The sequence below is a fragment of the Streptomyces sp. NPDC093600 genome, from assembly GCF_044764755.1.
Lineage (GTDB): Bacteria > Actinomycetota > Actinomycetes > Streptomycetales > Streptomycetaceae > Streptomyces.
In genome coordinates, this window is the sequence record NZ_JBIWIU010000008.1 from 249,154 (window position 1) to 265,854 (window position 16,701).

At 72.2% G+C, this 16,701-nt stretch carries 11 protein-coding genes; 6 read left to right on the plus strand and 5 right to left on the minus strand.

Features of this window, described 5'->3' with window-relative positions; all coding sequences use genetic code 11:
• Window positions 1–10: 10 nt before the first annotated feature.
• Entirely contained in the window at window positions 11–520 is a 510-nt protein-coding gene (locus ACIRB4_RS21295) for a YwqJ-related putative deaminase (RefSeq protein WP_403293358.1), read from the minus strand.
• A gap of 243 nt (window positions 521–763) precedes the next feature.
• Between ACIRB4_RS21295 and ACIRB4_RS21300 the strand changes: the two genes are divergently transcribed.
• From ACIRB4_RS21300 to ACIRB4_RS21310, 3 genes are all read left to right on the plus strand, one after another.
• On the plus strand, window positions 764–1,759 hold the full coding sequence (locus ACIRB4_RS21300; RefSeq protein WP_403293360.1) for an HNH endonuclease: 996 nt from the start codon (window positions 764–766) through the stop codon (window positions 1,757–1,759).
• A gap of 7 nt (window positions 1,760–1,766) precedes the next feature.
• Complete coding sequence (locus ACIRB4_RS21305) at window positions 1,767–4,277, plus strand: SUKH-4 family immunity protein (protein WP_403293362.1); 2,511 nt, start codon at window positions 1,767–1,769, stop codon at window positions 4,275–4,277.
• 130 nt (window positions 4,278–4,407) lie between these two features.
• The gene (locus tag ACIRB4_RS21310) at window positions 4,408–5,412 is read left to right on the plus strand and encodes a cellulose-binding protein (RefSeq protein WP_403293365.1); all 1,005 of its coding nucleotides are present in this window, start codon (window positions 4,408–4,410) and stop codon (window positions 5,410–5,412) included.
• A gap of 10 nt (window positions 5,413–5,422) precedes the next feature.
• Here ACIRB4_RS21310 and ACIRB4_RS21315 read toward each other — a convergent pair whose 3' ends face one another.
• Window positions 5,423–6,979, minus strand: coding sequence for an MFS transporter (locus tag ACIRB4_RS21315; RefSeq protein ID WP_403293367.1), 1,557 nt, complete (start codon window positions 6,977–6,979; stop codon window positions 5,423–5,425).
• A gap of 313 nt (window positions 6,980–7,292) precedes the next feature.
• Between ACIRB4_RS21315 and ACIRB4_RS21320 the strand changes: the two genes are divergently transcribed.
• A complete protein-coding gene (locus tag ACIRB4_RS21320) occupies window positions 7,293–8,081 on the plus strand; it encodes an ABC transporter ATP-binding protein (protein ID WP_403293369.1) in 789 nt (262 codons plus the stop codon).
• A complete protein-coding gene (locus ACIRB4_RS21325; protein ID WP_403293370.1) occupies window positions 8,078–10,651 on the plus strand; it encodes an ABC transporter permease in 2,574 nt (857 codons plus the stop codon). The genes ACIRB4_RS21320 and ACIRB4_RS21325 overlap by 4 nt, the downstream gene beginning before the upstream one ends.
• Before the next feature lie 60 nt (window positions 10,652–10,711).
• Here ACIRB4_RS21325 and ACIRB4_RS21330 read toward each other — a convergent pair whose 3' ends face one another.
• On the minus strand, window positions 10,712–11,086 hold the full coding sequence (locus ACIRB4_RS21330; protein ID WP_403293371.1) for a type II toxin-antitoxin system VapC family toxin: 375 nt from the start codon (window positions 11,084–11,086) through the stop codon (window positions 10,712–10,714).
• On the minus strand, window positions 11,083–11,349 hold the full coding sequence (locus ACIRB4_RS21335; RefSeq protein ID WP_403293373.1) for a type II toxin-antitoxin system Phd/YefM family antitoxin: 267 nt from the start codon (window positions 11,347–11,349) through the stop codon (window positions 11,083–11,085). The genes ACIRB4_RS21330 and ACIRB4_RS21335 overlap by 4 nt, the downstream gene beginning before the upstream one ends.
• Before the next feature lie 228 nt (window positions 11,350–11,577).
• Between ACIRB4_RS21335 and mfd the strand changes: the two genes are divergently transcribed.
• On the plus strand, window positions 11,578–15,108 hold the full coding sequence (gene mfd / locus ACIRB4_RS21340) for a transcription-repair coupling factor (protein ID WP_403293374.1): 3,531 nt from the start codon (window positions 11,578–11,580) through the stop codon (window positions 15,106–15,108).
• Window positions 15,109–15,175: 67 nt separating this feature from the next.
• On the opposite strand, the gene ACIRB4_RS21345 is transcribed toward mfd, so the two are convergent.
• Window positions 15,176–16,492 (minus strand): SGNH/GDSL hydrolase family protein, encoded by a 1,317-nt coding sequence (locus tag ACIRB4_RS21345; protein ID WP_403293377.1) that lies wholly within the window; start codon window positions 16,490–16,492, stop codon window positions 15,176–15,178.
• Window positions 16,493–16,701: the final 209 nt, after the last annotated feature.

Consider the following 16,701-nt stretch of genomic DNA (forward strand, 5'->3'; position numbering starts at 1 on the left):
GGTGGTGCGGTCAGCCGTTCTCGACAGTCGAGGTGGGGTCGACGGTGCGGACACCGAAGTGGGCGAGCATCGCCGTACAGGATCGGCAGGGTGCGGCGTAGCTGCCGTGGAGGGGGTCGCCGGCCTCGCGGATGCGGCGTGCGGTGAGTTTGGCGTGTTTGAGGGAGCGGCGGGCTTCGCCGTGGGTGAGGGGTTTGCGCTGGGCGCGCTTGGAGCGGCTGTTGTCGGTGGCGGTGAGGTGGCGGGAGAGCAGGATCGCTTCGGGGCAGCGGCCGGTGAAGCGTTCGCGCTGGCCGCTGGTGAGGGTGTCCAGGAAGTCCTGGACGAGTGGGTGGAGGACGGGGGGCTGGTCGCCGCGGCCCGCGGTGCAGGTGAGGGTCTCGCCGCGTACGGACAGCGCGGCGCCGACGGTGGGGAGGATTCCGTCGCGGCGGAAGCGCAGTAACGGGGCGTGGGTGGTGTCGGTGCTGCTCCAGTTGAGGCGTGGGTCACCCTGGGTGGGCGTCGGTGCTGCGTGCATGGTGCGTTCTTCCCCTCCTGCAATCCCCCGAGTTGCGGGAACAGAGTGCCAAATGGGGTGGTCCGTGGGGAAGCGGGGTAGCGGAAACGCGCGGTGGGTGTGGCGGAACTATCGTCGGTGTGTCATCTGCCTGTGACAGTTGGTCACGGTCGGTGGGCGTGGCCGTATCGGGCCGGGTGGTGGGCTTGGGCAGCGCATAGGCTGTGCGGAATCAGCCAGCAGCCAGCGCAGGGGGCAACCGCCATGACGACAGGTCGGCTCGGGCAGCATGCCGCGCCACCGAACGCGGCCTACGCCGGGCAGGTCGTGCATTTCCCGGATCCGGTCCGGGCGTCCCGGCATCCCAGAGGGGTGCGGGTGGATGAGCAGGGCTACCCGGATTTCTCGCCGTACGCCCGGGCGGCGGCGGAGATCGCCGAGCCGCCGGAGGGTTTCGGCGTCGATGAGCTGCGGTTGACGGACTATGTGTCGGCGAACGCGGCGCTGGCGGCGACGGGGCACGAGCTGTGGGACACGATTCCGGCGGTGGCGACGCCGCACGGCTGGACGTGGCATCACGTGGCGGGTGGCCGGCGGATGGAGCTGGTGCCGGTCGAGGTGAAGGCGCTGCTGCGGCATCACGGTGGGATCGCGACGGCGGCGGTCGACCAGTCGAAGCGGGGTACGCGGCCGTTGCAGGAGACCCGTCCGGCGCACTTCGGGTTGCCGAAGGGTGCGCTGTCGGTGTCGGAGCAGCAGCTGCTGGGTGTGGAGGAGGACCTGGGGTACCGCCTGCCGGGTGCGTACCGTTCGTTCCTGAAGGCGGCCGGTGGGTGTGCGCCGGTCGGTGCGGCGCTCGACGCGGAGCTGGGTCTTCTGGTGGACCAGCCGTTCTTCACGGTGCGGGAGGAGGCGGGGGTCAATGACCTCGTCTATGTCAACAAGTGTCTGCGGGACCACCTGACGAAGGATTTCCTGGGTGTCGCTTTCGTTCAGGGCGGGATCCTGGCGGTGAAGGTGAAGGGCCAGGGGGTCGGGTCGGTGTGGTTCTGCGTGTACGACGACGCGCGGGATCAGGACGGCTGGTCGGTGAACGAGCGGGTGGAGCGGTTGCTGTTGCCGTGTGGTGAGGATTTCAACGACTTCCTGGGGCGGTTGGCGGGTCATCCGCCGGAGCTCGAGACGGTGGCGAATCTGATGGTGGACGGCGGCTTCGCGCGCGCGGTGCCTGTGGTTCCGGTTGTTCCGGTGGGGGAGTGACGTTTCTGTGGTGACGTTCGCGCAGGCGCAGGAGCGCGCCGAGGAGTGGATCAACGGCGAGGTGCCCGCGTACCAGCATCGGGAGGTGCGGGTACGGGAGTTCGAGCTGGGTTTCGTGGTGTGGGCAGAGGACCGCGAGGAGGGTCCGACGTCGGACGGGGGCCGTCAGCGGCTGGTCATCGCCCGGGACAGCGGTGAGGCGACGCTGTGGCCCGGACTGCCGGTGGGTGAGGTGATCCGGCGGTACGAGGAGGAGTACGGGGCGTCGGAGGAGGCGGCCCCTGCGGCGGCGCCTGCGCAGCGGGTGGATCTGAACCAGACGTCGTTCCTGCTGAGCCCGCCGGAGTGGCTGCAGGAGGCGGCGGACAAGCTGGGTCTGCCGCCGAAGGGGCCGAACGCTTCGCAGGCGGGCGGGAGTTCGTCGGCGCCGGATGAGCCGGAGTACGAGCCGACGGCGTCGGACGGGGTGCCGGCGAGCAGCCCGTGGGCGGACGCGAACGCGAGCTCGGGTGGGGCGCAGGGGTCGGTGCCGTTGCCGGCGACGGTCTTCGCGCCGCCGCTGTCGGGCGCGGACGATGACGACACTCCGCCTCCGGTGGTGGGCGCGGACGCTCCGACGGCCCTGATGTCGGGCGGCAGCGCGCTTCCGCCGACGGCGATCGCGCCGAGGCTGGACCCGAACGCGGGGGCGCCTGCGGGGGCTGCGGGGCCTGGTGCTCCGGGTGCGGGTGCGCCCGGTGCCTCGGGCGGTTCCGGGGGCTCACTCGCGGGTCTCGCGTCGGCGCCCGGTGCGCCCGGTGCGCCGGGTGTGAACGCTGGTGCTGGTGCTGGTGCTGGTGCTCCGGCGGGCGCGGGGGCGTCCGATGGTTCCGGTGGGGCAGGGGAGCCGTCGACTCCCTCCGCTGCTGGCGCCGGTGTGCCCGGGGCTCCGTTGCCGGCCGCTTCCGCCACTCCGCCGCCGATGCCCGGCGTTCCCGGGACCGGGGACATCGCGGACGCGGCCACGAGCAAAGCCGTGCTGCCGCCGCGCGGTTCGCGGGCCGGCGGAGGCAACACGCCTCCGCCGCCACAGGCGCCCGGTGCGCCCGGCGCTCCCGCCGGGGGATACGTACCGACGCGGATGGTGCCGCAGCTCGGGCCGGACGGGCCTCAGCCTCCTGGCCCGCCCACGCCTCCGCGGCCCGTGCACCAGGCCGCGACCATGCTGGCGAACCCGAGCCAGGGCGGCCCGGGTACGCCGCCGCCCCCGCCCGCGCCTCCCGGTATGCCCGGTGCGCGGGGCGGCGGGGTCGAGCATGCCGCGACGATGCTGGCCCACCCCGGCCCCGGCGGGCCCCCCGCGCCGCCCGGTCCTCCCGGTGCGCCGGGCGCGCCCACGCCGCCGGGACCTCCCGGTACGCCCGGCCCGCCCGGTGTGCACCACGCGGCGACGATGCTGGCGCATCCCGGTCCCGGTGGTCCGGCCGCCCCGCCGCCTCCGGCGCCCCCCGGGCCTGTCGGTCCCGGTGCTCCGCCGGCGTACGGCTATCCGCAGCAGCCCACCGGTCAGCCGACCGTCGGCCCGGGCTACCAGGCCGTGCTGCGCTACCGCGCGCCCGACGGTTCCGAGGCCCAGATCATCCGGCGGTCCGCTCCCGGCACCCCGCACCCAGAGTGGCAGATCCTGCACGAGCTGCGCGCCATGAACGTGCCGCCGCAGCAGGTGCTCGAACTCCACACGGAGCTGGAGTCCTGTGAGCTGCCCGGCGGATACTGCGCCCGGATGATCAGGGAGACCTGGCCGCAGGCGCGGATCACCAACATCGCCCCGTACGGCACGGATCACGCCAGCCGTCAGCAGGGCATGCGGCAACTCCTCACCCATCAGGGTGAGTTGCATCAGGTCGCGGACGGTCCGGCCCGTCCGGCGCCGGTCCGTGCTCCGCTGCCGCAGGTGCAGCCGCTGCCGCCGATCCCCCCGGAGGGGATCGCGCAGGAGCTGGCCGGCGCGTTCGGTCCGGGCATCTGCCGGTTCGACCAGCGGGCTGTGTCGCGGCAGGGAGTGCCGGAGATGGTGGCGCTCACGCTCGTGTGGGCGGGGCTGCCGGCGGACTTCGGTCCGTTCTTCTGGGCGCAGCCGGCGCAGCCGGTCGTGCCGACACTCGCCGAGCTGGCCGCGCAGCGGCAGGTCCAGCCGGCGCCGGACGCGGGGTCGTACCTCGTCATCGGTTCGGACTTCGGGCGCGCGATCTGCGTCCAGTACGGTACGGCGCACATCGTCGCCGTACCCGTCGAGGCCGGTCCGGGCGGGCAGTCGGTGCCGCCGCAGTTCGTGAACACCGGGCTGCCGGAGTTCACCCGGTCGATGGCGCTGCTGGGACGGATGTGGCGGCTGCGGTTCGGGCTCAACCCCGAGCAGGCGGGTCGCTGGACGGTCGACTTCCAGGCGCAGCTGGCGATGCTGGACCCGGCGGCGCTGGCGTCGCCGGACAGCTGGTGGTCGGTGCTCCTCGAACAGATGTGGGACGGCCTGCTCTAGGACGGGCGGCCTGACCGGCCGAGCATATTTTCGACCAAAGGTGCTCGATGTGTACGTCACGTCGAGCGCCTTTTGTCATGCCCGATGCCGCATCCTTGGTGTTTGAGCCACTACGGAAGGGGCGTCAGGGATGAGTTTCGCCGTCGGACGGGGTCGCGGGTACCGGCCCGAACAGGTCGACCGTCACCTCGCCTCGCTCTCCGACGAGCGCGACGCCGCCTGGGAGCGCGCTGCGCGGCTCACCGTCCTCGCCAAGGAGATGGAGGCGGACGCGGCACGGCTGCGCGAGGTCGTGGCGGCGCTCGCGCCACAGCGGTACGAGTCCCTGGGCGAACGGGCCGGCCGCATTCTCGCGTTGGCCGAGGAGGAGGACGAGGCTCTCGTACGAGCCGCCGAGGCCGCCGCCCAGTCGCTGGGCGAGGAGGCGCGGGCGGCGGGCCGGGAGGTGGCCGACGCGGGCCGGGCGTACGCCGACGAGGTGCTGGCGGAGGCGGAGTCGACGGCCGAGGCGACTCTGCTGGCGGCCGCCGCCGAGGCCGAGGCGCTTCGGGCGGAGGCCGGCCGGGACGCGGACGAGCTCCGCGCCGCGGCGCGGGCGGAGCTGGAGGAGACCCAGCGGCGGGCCGCGGCGCTCCTCGACGGGCAGCGCCGGAAGCAGACCGCCCTGAGCAAGGACGCCGAACAGGCGGCGGCGGCGCGGCTCGCGGAGCTGGAGACCCGGCACGCGAAGCTCCTCGCGGACGCGGAGGCCCGCCTCGACGAGGCGAAACGGGCCTACGCGGCGGAGGAGGAGAGTGCCCGGCACCGTCAGGAGGACGCGGAGGCGAGGGCCGCGGAGGTCCTCGCGGAGGCGAGGGTGCGTCAGGAACGCACGGAGCGCGAGACGGAGCGGGTGCTGCGGGAGCACGAGGACGCCCGCGAGGAGATCCACGCCCATATGGACCACATCCGCACCGCGCTGGCGTCCCTGACGGGCCGCGTCGCGCCTCCCCAGGACCCGGACCGGGACCCGGATGCGGATCGGGATTCAGGCCCGGACGCCGGCCAGGGCTCGGGCACGAACACGAACACGGACGCGGATACGGATACGGACCCGGGTACGGACGCGGGTGCGGAGGGCGACGAGCGGCCGTGACGGCCGGGGTCTAAGCGGCGGTCCGCTCGTCGTCGTCCTTCAGGACCGGGAAGCGGCGCGGCGCGAGCGTGAGCAGGACGAGCAGGGCGATCGCCGCCGCGGCCGCCGCGCCCAGATAGACGTAGTCCACCGCCGCGTCCACCGCCCGCCGCAGCTGGTCCGCGGCGGAGTCCGTGAGGGAGCCGGGCGCGTCGAGGGCCCGGGCGAGGCTGTCGAGATCGCCGCCGTCCGCACCGAGCCGGGCGGCCAGTACGCCGTTGGCGACCGCCCCGAAGAGCGCCGCGCCGACGCTCTGGCCGACCTGGCGGCAGAAGAGGACGGACGCGGTCGTCGTCCCGCGCTCCTCGTACGGGACCGTCGACTGGACCCCGACGATCAGCGGGAGCTGGAAGAGGCCGAGCGCGCCGCCGAGCAGCAGCATGAGCAGGGCCGGCTGCCAGGGCTCGCCGGGGAAGGGCAGGAACGGGAAGGCGAGCAGGACCAACAGGGCCAGGCTGATGCCGATGACGGCGGTGAGCCGGAAGCCGATGCGGCGGTAGACCCGGTTGGACAGGGCCGCGGTGAGCGGCCAGCTGAGGGTCATGGCGGAGAGGACGAATCCGGCGGCGATCGGGCCGAGGCCGAGGACCGCCTGGGAGTACGTGGGCAGGAAGACGGTGGGCGCGACCATCAGGAGGCCGAGCGCGCCGAGGGCCAGGTTGACGGCGGCGATCGTGCGGCGGCGCCAGATCCAGCCGGGGATGATCGGCTCGGCGGCCCGTCGTTCGACGAGGACGGTCACGCCGGCGAGGGCGAGCGCGCCGCCGAAGAGCCCGAGCGAGGGCGCGGACGTCCACGGCCAGGCCACCCCGCCCTGGACGAGGGCGGTGAGCAGGAGGACCCCGGTGGCGAAGATGGTGAGCGCCCCGGCCCAGTCGACAGCGGGCCGCGTACCCGCGCCGCCGTCCCGCGCCGTTTCGGCGCCCGGCCGGTGGGGCTCCACCAGGAACCGGGCGATCAGCCACAGCGCCACCAGCCCCACCGGCAGGTTGATGAGAAAGATCCAGCGCCAGTCGGCGTAGCCCGCGAGGAGGCCGCCCGCCGCCGGTCCCGCCACCGACGCCGCGGCCCACACGGAGGACAGTTTCGCCTGGATCTTCGGGCGTTCCTTCAGCGGATACAGGTCGGCCGCGATCGTCTGGATCGTCCCCTGGAGCGCGCCGCCGCCCAGGCCCTGTACGACGCGGAAGGCGATGAGGGACCCCATGTTCCAGGCGGCGGCGCACAGCAGGGAGCCGATGAGGAAGAGAACGGTCCCGGCGATCAGGACCGGCTTGCGTCCGAAGGTGTCGCAGAGCTTCCCGTAGACGGGGAGGGTGACCGTCACGGCGAGCAGATAGCCGGAGAACAGCCAGGAGAACACCGACAGGCCGCCGAGGTCGCCGACGATCTGCGGTACGGCGGTCGCGACGACGGTGCCGTCCAGTGCGGCGAGGGCCATGCCCAGCATCAGCGCCGCGACGACCGGTCCGTGTCCGCGCGGTGTGGTGGGGGGCGTGCCGGCCCGCTCCGTCGTGGTCTCGGACACGCTGTCGTTCCTCTCCCCCCGCGCCGCGGCGCGAGCCCGTCGCCCTGCTGCCGATGCGTCCTACATCTAATTCGTCGGCTCAGCCTCTCACTCGCGCCCCGGGCGGAGAACCCCTAGGGGGATCTCCCCCATACGGGGCAGGGCTCGTTCGTCCCGACGGAGGACGAGGAAGTCCCCCTCCCGTCTTTACCTTGGTCCTACAGAACCGGCTTCCCGCGGACCCGACCCGAGCCGGATCCGCTCCCGCCCTTCAGGCCGTGTCAAAGCGGCTGTCGAGCCGTATCCGAGTACACCCATCCATAGGAGACATACCGTGACTTCGGCTGTGACCACCCCCCGCCACGGGGATCCCGGCGGGCGTACGGCCTGCGCCGCGCGGGCGCGACAGGTCGTCAAGGCGTACGGAGCGGGGGAGACCCGGGTCGTCGCGCTCGACCATGTCGATGTGGACATCGCCCGTGGGGAGTTCACCGCGATCATGGGCCCGTCCGGCTCCGGCAAGTCGACCCTGATGCACTGCCTCGCCGGGCTCGACACCGTCACCAGTGGGCAGATCCACCTCGACGAGACCGAGATCACCGGTCTGAAGGACAAGAAGCTCACCCAGCTGCGCCGCGACCGGATCGGCTTCATCTTCCAGGCGTTCAACCTGCTGCCGACGCTGAACGCGCTGGAGAACATCACGCTGCCGATGGACATCGCCGGCCGCAAGGCGGACCAGGCGTGGCTCGACCGGGTGGTGGCGACCGTCGGTCTCGCCGACCGGCTCAAGCACCGGCCCGCCCAGCTCTCCGGCGGTCAGCAGCAGCGGGTCGCGGTGGCCCGCGCGCTCGCCGCCAGACCCGAGATCATCTTCGGTGACGAGCCGACCGGAAACCTCGACTCCCGCGCGGGCGCCGAGGTGCTGGGCTTTCTGCGCCAGTCGGTGGACGAGCTCGGTCAGACCATCGTGATGGTCACCCACGACCCCGTCGCCGCCAGCCACGCCGACCGTGTGCTCTACCTCGCGGACGGCCGGATCGTCGACGAGATGTTCCGGCCCACCGCCGACGCCGTACTCGACAGGATGAAGGACTTCGACGCGCGCGGGCGGACGTCATGACCGTATGGAAGACCTCCCTGCGCAACTTCCTCGCGCACAAGGGGCGCATGGCGCTCTCCGCCGTCGCCGTCCTGCTGTCCGTGGCGTTCGTCAGCGGCACGCTGGTGTTCACGGACACCATGAACACCACCTTCGACAAACTCTTCGCCTCCACCGCGTCCGACGTCACCCTCAGCCCCAAGAACGCGGCGACCGACGACGAGACTCCGGCGAGCGGCCGCCCCGAGACCCTGCCCGCCTCCCTCGTGGACCGGGTGCGCGAGGTCCGGGGTGTGAAGGACGCCCGGGGCTCGGTCGTCTCGCTGAGCGTGACCGTCGTCGACTCCCGTGACAAGAACGTCGGCCCCACCAGCGGCGCCCCGACGATCGCCGTCAACTGGTCGGACATCGAGCTGCGTTCCATGGACCTCACCTCCGGCCACGCGCCGCGCGGCCCCACCGAGGTGATGGTCGACGGCGACACCGCCGAGAAGCACGGCCTGAAGATCGGTGACGAACTGCGCACCATCGCCGTCACCGGTGACTTCAAGGCCCGGATATCCGGCATCGTCGACTTCAAGGCCACCAACCCCGGTGCCACCGTCGTCTACTTCGACACCGCCACCGCGCAGCGCGAACTCCTGGGCAAGGAGGGCCTGTTCACCCAGATCACGGCCGACGCCGCCCCCGGCGTCAGCGACGAGACGCTGAAGGCGGGCATCGCCGCCGCGGTCGGCGGGGCGTACACCCTGCAGACCGCGGCCGAGGCCGCCGACGCCGGCCGCGAGGACGTCGCCGGGTTCCTCGACGTCATGAAGTACGCGATGCTCGGCTTCGCCGGAATCGCCTTCCTGGTCGGCATCTTCCTCATCGTCAACACCTTCTCCATGCTGGTCGCCCAGCGCACCCGCGAGATCGGCCTCATGCGGGCCATCGGATCGAGCCGCAGGCAGGTCAACCGCTCCGTCCTCGTCGAGGCGCTGCTCCTCGGGGTCGTCGGCTCGGTCGCCGGTGTCGCGGCCGGCGTCGGCCTCGCGGTCGGGCTGATGGAGCTCATGAGCTCCATGGGCATGGAGCTGTCGACCGGGGACCTGACCGTCCGCTGGACGACGCCCGCCGTCGGTCTCCTCCTCGGCATCGTCGTCACGGTCCTCGCCGCCTACATCCCGGCCCGCCGGGCCGGCAAGGTCTCCCCGATGGCCGCGCTGCGCGACGCCGGGACCCCGGCCGACGGCAGGGCCGGCCTGGTGCGCGGCGGGATCGGCCTGTTCCTCACGGCCGGCGGCGCCGGCGCGCTGTGGGCGGCGACGCGGGCGCAGGAGGCGTCCGCCGGCTCCCTCTGGCTCGGCCTGGGCGTCGTGCTCTCCCTGATCGGCTTCGTCGTCGTCGGCCCGCTCCTGGCCGGCGGTGTCGTCCGGGTCCTCGGCGTCGTCGTCCTGCGGATCTTCGGCCCCGTCGGGCGGATGGCCGAGCGCAACGCCCTGCGCAACCCGCGCCGTACGGGTGCCACCGGCGCCGCCCTGATGATCGGGCTCGCCCTGGTCGCCTGCCTGTCGGTGGTCGGCTCGTCGATGGTCGCCTCGGCCACGGAGGAGCTGGACCGCTCGGTCGGCGCGGACTTCATCGTCCAGTCCGCCAACGGACAGCCGATCGTGCCGCAGGCACAGGCCGCGCTGGAGCGGACGCCGGGTCTGGCCCGGGTCACCGAGTACACCTGGGTCGAGGCGACGATCACCGCCCCGGGCGGCAAGGCCGTCGAGAAGGGGCTGGTCGCCGCAGAACCGACGTACGCGATGGATCTGCGCCGGGACACCACCGCCGGCACGCTGACGAAGGCGTACGACGAGAACGCGATGTCCGTCGGCAGCGACTACGCCGCCGAGCACGGTGTGAAGGTGGGCGACGAGCTCACCGTCGCCTTCAAGGGCGGTGAGAGCGCCAGGCTGCGGGTCGCGGCGATCACCTCCGACGAGAACAACGTCGACAAGGGCGTGATGTACACCAACATCACTACCGCGGCGCGGTACCTCCCGGCGGACAAGCTGCCCCGGAGCGTGATCATGTTCGCGACGGCGGAGGACGGCAAGGAGACCGAGGCGTACGCCGCGATCAAGGAGTCGCTCGCCGCCTACCCGCAGTACAAGGTGCAGAACCAGGCCGACTACAAGCAGGACCTGAAGGACCAGGTCGGCCAGTTGCTCAACATCGTGTACGGGCTGCTCGCGCTGGCGATCATCGTCGCCGTGCTCGGCGTGGTGAACACGCTCGCGCTGTCGGTGGTCGAGCGGACCCGGGAGATCGGCCTGATGCGGGCCATCGGCCTCTCGCGCCGCCAGCTGCGCCGCATGATCCGCCTGGAGTCGGTGGTGATCGCCCTCTTCGGCGCCCTCCTCGGCCTCGGTCTGGGCATGGGCTGGGGTATGTCGGCCCAGAAGCTGCTGGCCCTGGAGGGCCTGGGGGTCCTGGAGATCCCGTGGCCGACGATCCTGACGGTCTTCGTCGGGTCGGCGTTCGTGGGGCTGTTCGCCGCGCTGGTCCCGGCGTTCCGGGCGGGCCGGATGAACGTCCTGAACGCGATCGCGACCGAGTAGCGGTGAGCGGTACGGGAGCGGGTACGGCCCTGGTGACGCTCACCGGGGCCGTACGCGCGCTCACACGGTGAGGACCGGCACGTCGTAGAGCGGGATGTGCTTGTCCCGGGTGACGAGGGTGAGCCCCTCGGTCTGGGCCTGGGCGATCAGTATCCGGTCGAAGGGATCGCGGTGGTGGGGCGGGAGCTGCCCGGCGCGGATGCCGTGCAGGGCCGTGATGGGCAGGGGCTTGAGCTGGCAGTCGCGGGCCCGCTCGGGCAGGTCCACGGGGCCGTCGAGCTTGCCAAGTGCTTGCTTGACGGCCAGCTCCCAAGGGGTGACGGCGCTGACGTAGGCCAAAGCCTCCGTGTCCAGGAGGTCCTTGATCTCGTCCGAAAGCTGTGGCGAGTCGAGCAACCACCAGACGACGACGTGGGTGTCGGCGAGAAGCTTCACTCCGCGGAGCCCTCCGGATGCAGCCCGAACGCCTCGGCGAAGCCGGGGTCGTCGGACATGTCGTCGAAGTCGTCATGGAGGACGACCGGCTCGGTGAGAGAGCCGCGCGCGGTCCGCCGGACCTTCCCCGCGAGCGGGACCACCTTCGCGACCGGCTCGCCCGACTTGCTGATGATGACCTCTTGGCCCGTGGCGACCACTTCCAGGATCTTCGAGAAGTGGGTCTTCGCCTCGTGGACGTTGTACTGCCGGGCTGCTTCCACGGCGGCCTCTCACAGCTAGGTGGACTAAGTGCTGGACTTAGCTTAGGGGTCTGCGCCGACCGGGGACCAGCTCCCTCCACTCCACCGAGTGAACGGGTTCACTCGCGCCGGTGAGACGGCCACGTCGTAGGCTGGGACCACCCGGCCCCGCGCCGGGCGACCCGGCCCGTGACACGTGTCGGGCTGTTCGCGTTGCCCGCACCCGTTGACCCACCGGGATGGAAGTCCATGAGCCTGCACGGTCTGCTCGACCTCGTCGTCAAGGACAAGGCCCTCGCCGAGGCGGTGAAAGCCGCGGCCGACGGAAACCGTACGCACGTGGATCTGGTCGGCCCGCCGGCCGCGCGGCCCTTCGCCGTGGCCGCGCTCGCCCGGGAGGCCGGGCGGCCGGTGCTGGCCGTCACCGCGACCGGGCGGGAGGCCGAGGACCTGGCGGCGGCCCTGCGCAGCCTCCTCGACCCCGACACGGTCGTCGACTACCCCTCCTGGGAGACCCTGCCGCACGAGCGGCTCTCACCCCGCTCCGACACCGTCGGCCGCCGCCTCGCCGTCCTGCGCCGGCTCGCCCACCCCTCACCGGACGACCCGGCCGCCGGACCCGTCTCGGTGGTCGTCGCCCCCGTGCGTTCCGTGCTGCAGCCGCAGGTCAAGGGCCTGGGCGACCTGGAGCCCGTGGCCCTGCGGAGCGGGCAGACGGTGGATCTGAACCAGGTCGTCGAGGGCCTGGCGGCCGCCGCGTACTCCCGGGTGGAGCTCGTCGAGAAGCGCGGCGAGTTCGCCGTGCGCGGCGGCATCCTGGACGTCTTCCCGCCGACCGAGGAACACCCGCTCCGGATCGAGTTCTGGGGCGACGACGTCGAGGAGATCCGCTACTTCAAGGTCGCCGACCAGCGCTCCCTGGAGGTCGCCGAGCACGGCCTGTGGGCGCCGCCCTGCCGTGAGCTGCTGCTGACCGATTCCGTACGGGAGAGAGCCCGGGCCCTCGCCGAGGCCCACCCGGAGCTGGGCGAGCTCCTCGGCAAGATCGCGGAGGGGATCGCGGTCGAGGGCATGGAGTCCCTGGCCCCGGTCCTCGTCGACGACATGGAGCTGCTGCTCGACGTGCTGCCCCAGGGGTCCATGGCCGTGGTCTGCGACCCCGAGCGGGTCCGCACGCGGGCATCCGACCTCGTCGCCACGAGTCAGGAGTTCCTCCAGGCGTCCTGGGCGGCCACCGCCGGCGGGGGCGAGGCCCCCATCGACGTCGACGCGGCCTCCCTGTGGGGGATCACGGACGTCCGGGACCGGGCCCGTGAACTGGGCATGATGTGGTGGTCGGTGTCCCCGTTCGCGGCCGACGAGACCCTGGATGCCGACACCGTCAAGCTGGGCATGCACGCCCCGGAGTCGTACCGCGGCGACACCGCCCGCGCGCTCGCCGACACCAAGGGCTGGCTCGCCGACGGCTGGCGCACGGTGTACGTCACGGAGGCGCACGGCCCGGCGGCCCGCACGGTCGAGGTCCTGGGCTCCGAGGGGATCGCCGCCCGGCTCGACTCGGACCTGACGGAGGTCTCCCCGTCGGTCGTGCACGTGGCCTGCGGTTCGATCGACTACGGCTTCGTCGACCCGGCGCTCAAGCTGGCCGTCCTCACCGAGACGGACCTGTCCGGCCAGAAGGCGGCCGGCAAGGACGGCCGGCGCATGCCGGCCAAGCGGCGCAAGACCATCGACCCGCTGACCCTGGAGGTCGGCGACTACATCGTCCACGAGCAGCACGGCGTCGGCCGGTACATCGAGATGGTCCAGCGGACCGTCCAGGGCGCCACCCGCGAGTACCTCCTCGTCGAGTACGCGCCGGCCAAGCGCGGCCAGCCCGGCGACCGGCTGTACATCCCCACCGACCAGCTGGAGCAGGTCACCAAGTACGTGGGCGGCGAGGCGCCGACCCTGCACCGGCTCGGCGGCGCCGACTGGACGAAGACCAAGGCGCGCGCCAAGAAGGCGGTCAAGGAGATCGCCGCCGACCTGATCAAGCTGTACAGCGCCCGGATGGCGGCGCCGGGACACGCCTTCGGCCCGGACACGCCCTGGCAGCGGGAGCTGGAGGACGCCTTCCCGTACACCGAGACGCCCGACCAGCTGTCCACCATCGCCGAGGTGAAGGAGGACATGGAGAAGACGGTTCCGATGGACCGCCTGATCTGCGGCGACGTCGGCTACGGCAAGACGGAGATCGCCGTACGGGCCGCGTTCAAGGCGGTGCAGGACGGCAAGCAGGTCGCCGTCCTGGTGCCCACGACGCTGCTGGTGCAGCAGCACTTCGGCACGTTCTCGGAGCGGTACTCGCAGTTCCCGGTCGTCGTCCGCGCCCTGTCGCGGTTCCAGACCGACACGGAGGCGAAGGCGACGCTGGAGGGGCTGAAGGACGGGTCCGTCGACATCGTCATCGGTACGCACCGGCTGTTCTCGTCGGAGACCAAGTTCAAGGACCTGGGCCTGGTCATCGTCGACGAGGAGCAGCGTTTCGGCGTCGAGCACAAGGAGCAGCTGAAGAAGCTGCGCGCCAACGTCGACGTGCTGACGATGTCGGCCACCCCCATCCCCCGTACGCTCGAGATGGCGGTGACCGGCATCCGCGAGATGTCGACGATCACCACCCCGCCGGAGGAGCGGCACCCGGTGCTCACCTTCGTCGGCCCGTACGAGGAGAAGCAGATCGGCGCGGCGATCCGGCGCGAACTGCTGCGCGAGGGGCAGGTCTTCTACATCCACAACCGGGTCGAGTCGATCGACCGGGCGGCGGCGCGGCTGCGGGAGATCGTCCCGGAGGCGCGGATCGCCACCGCCCACGGCCAGATGGGCGAGAGCGCCCTGGAGCAGGTCGTGGTCGACTTCTGGGAGAAGAAGTTCGACGTGCTCGTCTCCACGACGATCGTCGAGTCCGGCATCGACATCTCCAACGCCAACACCCTGATCGTGGAGCGCGGCGACAACTTCGGGCTGTCGCAGCTGCACCAGCTGCGCGGCCGGGTCGGCCGGGGCCGCGAGCGCGGTTACGCGTACTTCCTCTACCCGCCGGAGAAGCCGCTGACCGAGACCGCGCACGAGCGGCTGGCGACGATCGCCCAGCACACCGAGATGGGCGCGGGCATGTACGTGGCCATGAAGGACCTGGAGATCCGCGGCGCGGGCAATCTGCTGGGCGGCGAGCAGTCCGGCCATATCGCGGGCGTCGGCTTCGACCTGTACGTACGGATGGTCGGCGAGGCGGTCGCGGACTACCGGGCGCAGATGGAGGGGGGCGCCGAGGAGGAGGCACCCCTGGAGGTCAAGATCGAGCTTCCGGTCGACGCCCATGTGCCGCACGACTACGCGCCGGGCGAGCGACTGCGCCTCCAGGCGTACCGCGCGATCGCCTCGGCCAACTCCGAGGAGGACATCAAGGCGGTACGGGAGGAGCTGACGGACCGCTACGGCAAGCTGCCGGAGCCGGTCGAGAACCTGCTCCTGGTGGCGGGCCTGCGGATGCTGGCCCGTGCCTGCGGGGTCGGCGAGATCGTCCTGCAGGGGCCGAACATCCGCTTCGCGCCGGTGGAGCTGCGCGAGTCGCAGGAGCTGCGGCTCAAGCGGCTGTACCCGCGTACGGTCATCAAGCCGGCGGTCCACCAGATCCTGGTGCCGCGCCCGACGAGCGGGAAGATCGGCGGGAAGCCGGTGGTGGGGCGCGAACTGCTGGCGTGGACCGGGGAGTTCCTGACGACGATCCTCGGGTCGTAGCCGTCCAGCCGTCCAGCCGTTGGGGGCCGGCCGTGCCCCGCTGTGGGGGGCACGGCCGGCGGGGTGATCAGAGCCGGCCGAGGTCGAGCGCCCCGGCCATCGCGCGGTACCCGGCGTCACCAGGGTGCAGGTGGTCGCCGGAGTCGTACGCGGGGAGGATGCGGTCCGGGTCGGCGGGGTCGGCGACGACGCGGTCGAAGTCGACGACGGCGTCGTACGCCCCCGAGGTGCGGACCCAGTCGTTGAAGGCGTCCCGCTTGGCCTCGACGGCGGGGTCGTCGTAGGCGGAGCCCTTGACCGGCGTCAGCGTCGTGCCGACCACCCGGATGCCCTGGGCGTGGGCCTGCCGGATCAGCTCGCGGTGCCCCTCGATGAGCCGCTCGACGGAGACCTCGGGCGTGGGGGCGGCGATGTCGTTCGGGCGGCTGCCGCCGAAGTCGTTGATGCCTTCGAGGAGGACGACGGTGCGGACGTTCGGCTCGGTCAGGACGTCCTTCCTGAACCGCTCGATGCCCTTCTCGCCCGCCCAGACCGTGTCGTTGCCGACCTGGTTGCCGGCGATGCCGTGGTTGAGGACGGAGCGCGGCGTCCCGGCGGCGGCGAACCGCTCGGCCAGCTCGTCGGGGTAGCGGTTGTTCGCGTCGAGACCGGAGCCGGCGCCGTCGGTGATGGAGTCGCCGAAGGTCACGACGCCGTCCCGGCGCGGGGGTTGGCCGCCGGACACCTCGACGCCGGTGAGGTAGTACCAGGAGGTGCTGGTCTCCTCGAAGGCCGCCCCGGCCCGGTCGGCGCGGTGGTCGCCGTCCGCGCGGTAGCTGGTGGCGGAGGCGACGTGGTGGAAGGTGGCGGGACCGGTGGGGTCGGCGAGGTAGAGCGTGACGGTCACCGATTCGAGCGCCTTGACCTTGAACGGCACACCGTCGCTGTACGCGGTGGCGCCGGCGGGCACGGTCAGGGACCGGCTCTTGCCGAAGGACAGCGGCCGCACCGAACCGGCCTTCACCGAGGCGCCCTCGCCGGTCAGGGCGACGGTGGCTCCGGTGATGCGCAGGGGGGTCTTTCCGTACCGGTTGGAGAGTTCGATACGGGCCTTGGTGCCGCCGGTGCTGACGCGGACGACCTGCCGGACGGTGTGGTCGGAGAAGCCGTCCCGGGACCAGTTCGGGGTGAAAGGAGCCGTCGGCTCCTGCGGCGAGGCGGCCCAACCGCCGTGCCAGGTGGTCGCGTTGTGGGCGGGGGCGCCGGCCGTGTCCGTCGCGCTGGTCGCACCTGCCGTATCCGTCGCGCTGGTGGCGCCGGCTGTCCCGGCGGCCGGCAGGGCGCTCAGGGTGGCGGCGGCGAGGAGTGCGACGCCCGTGCGTCGGAGAGGGTGCGTGAAGGTCATGGAGTCCCGCCCGTCGAAGGTGTCCGGATGCCGATCTCGATCGTGAGGTCCAGCGCGCGCCACACCTTCAAGTGGAGCTCGACTCCGGTTATTCCCGGGGGGTTCGGGACTCTTGGGCTCTACAAGCGGGGTATTTACGGACGGGTTCGGTCGCGGGGCGGCACGGGCCCCGGCCGCGGAGGGCGCGTGGGCGCTCCGCGGCCGGGTTC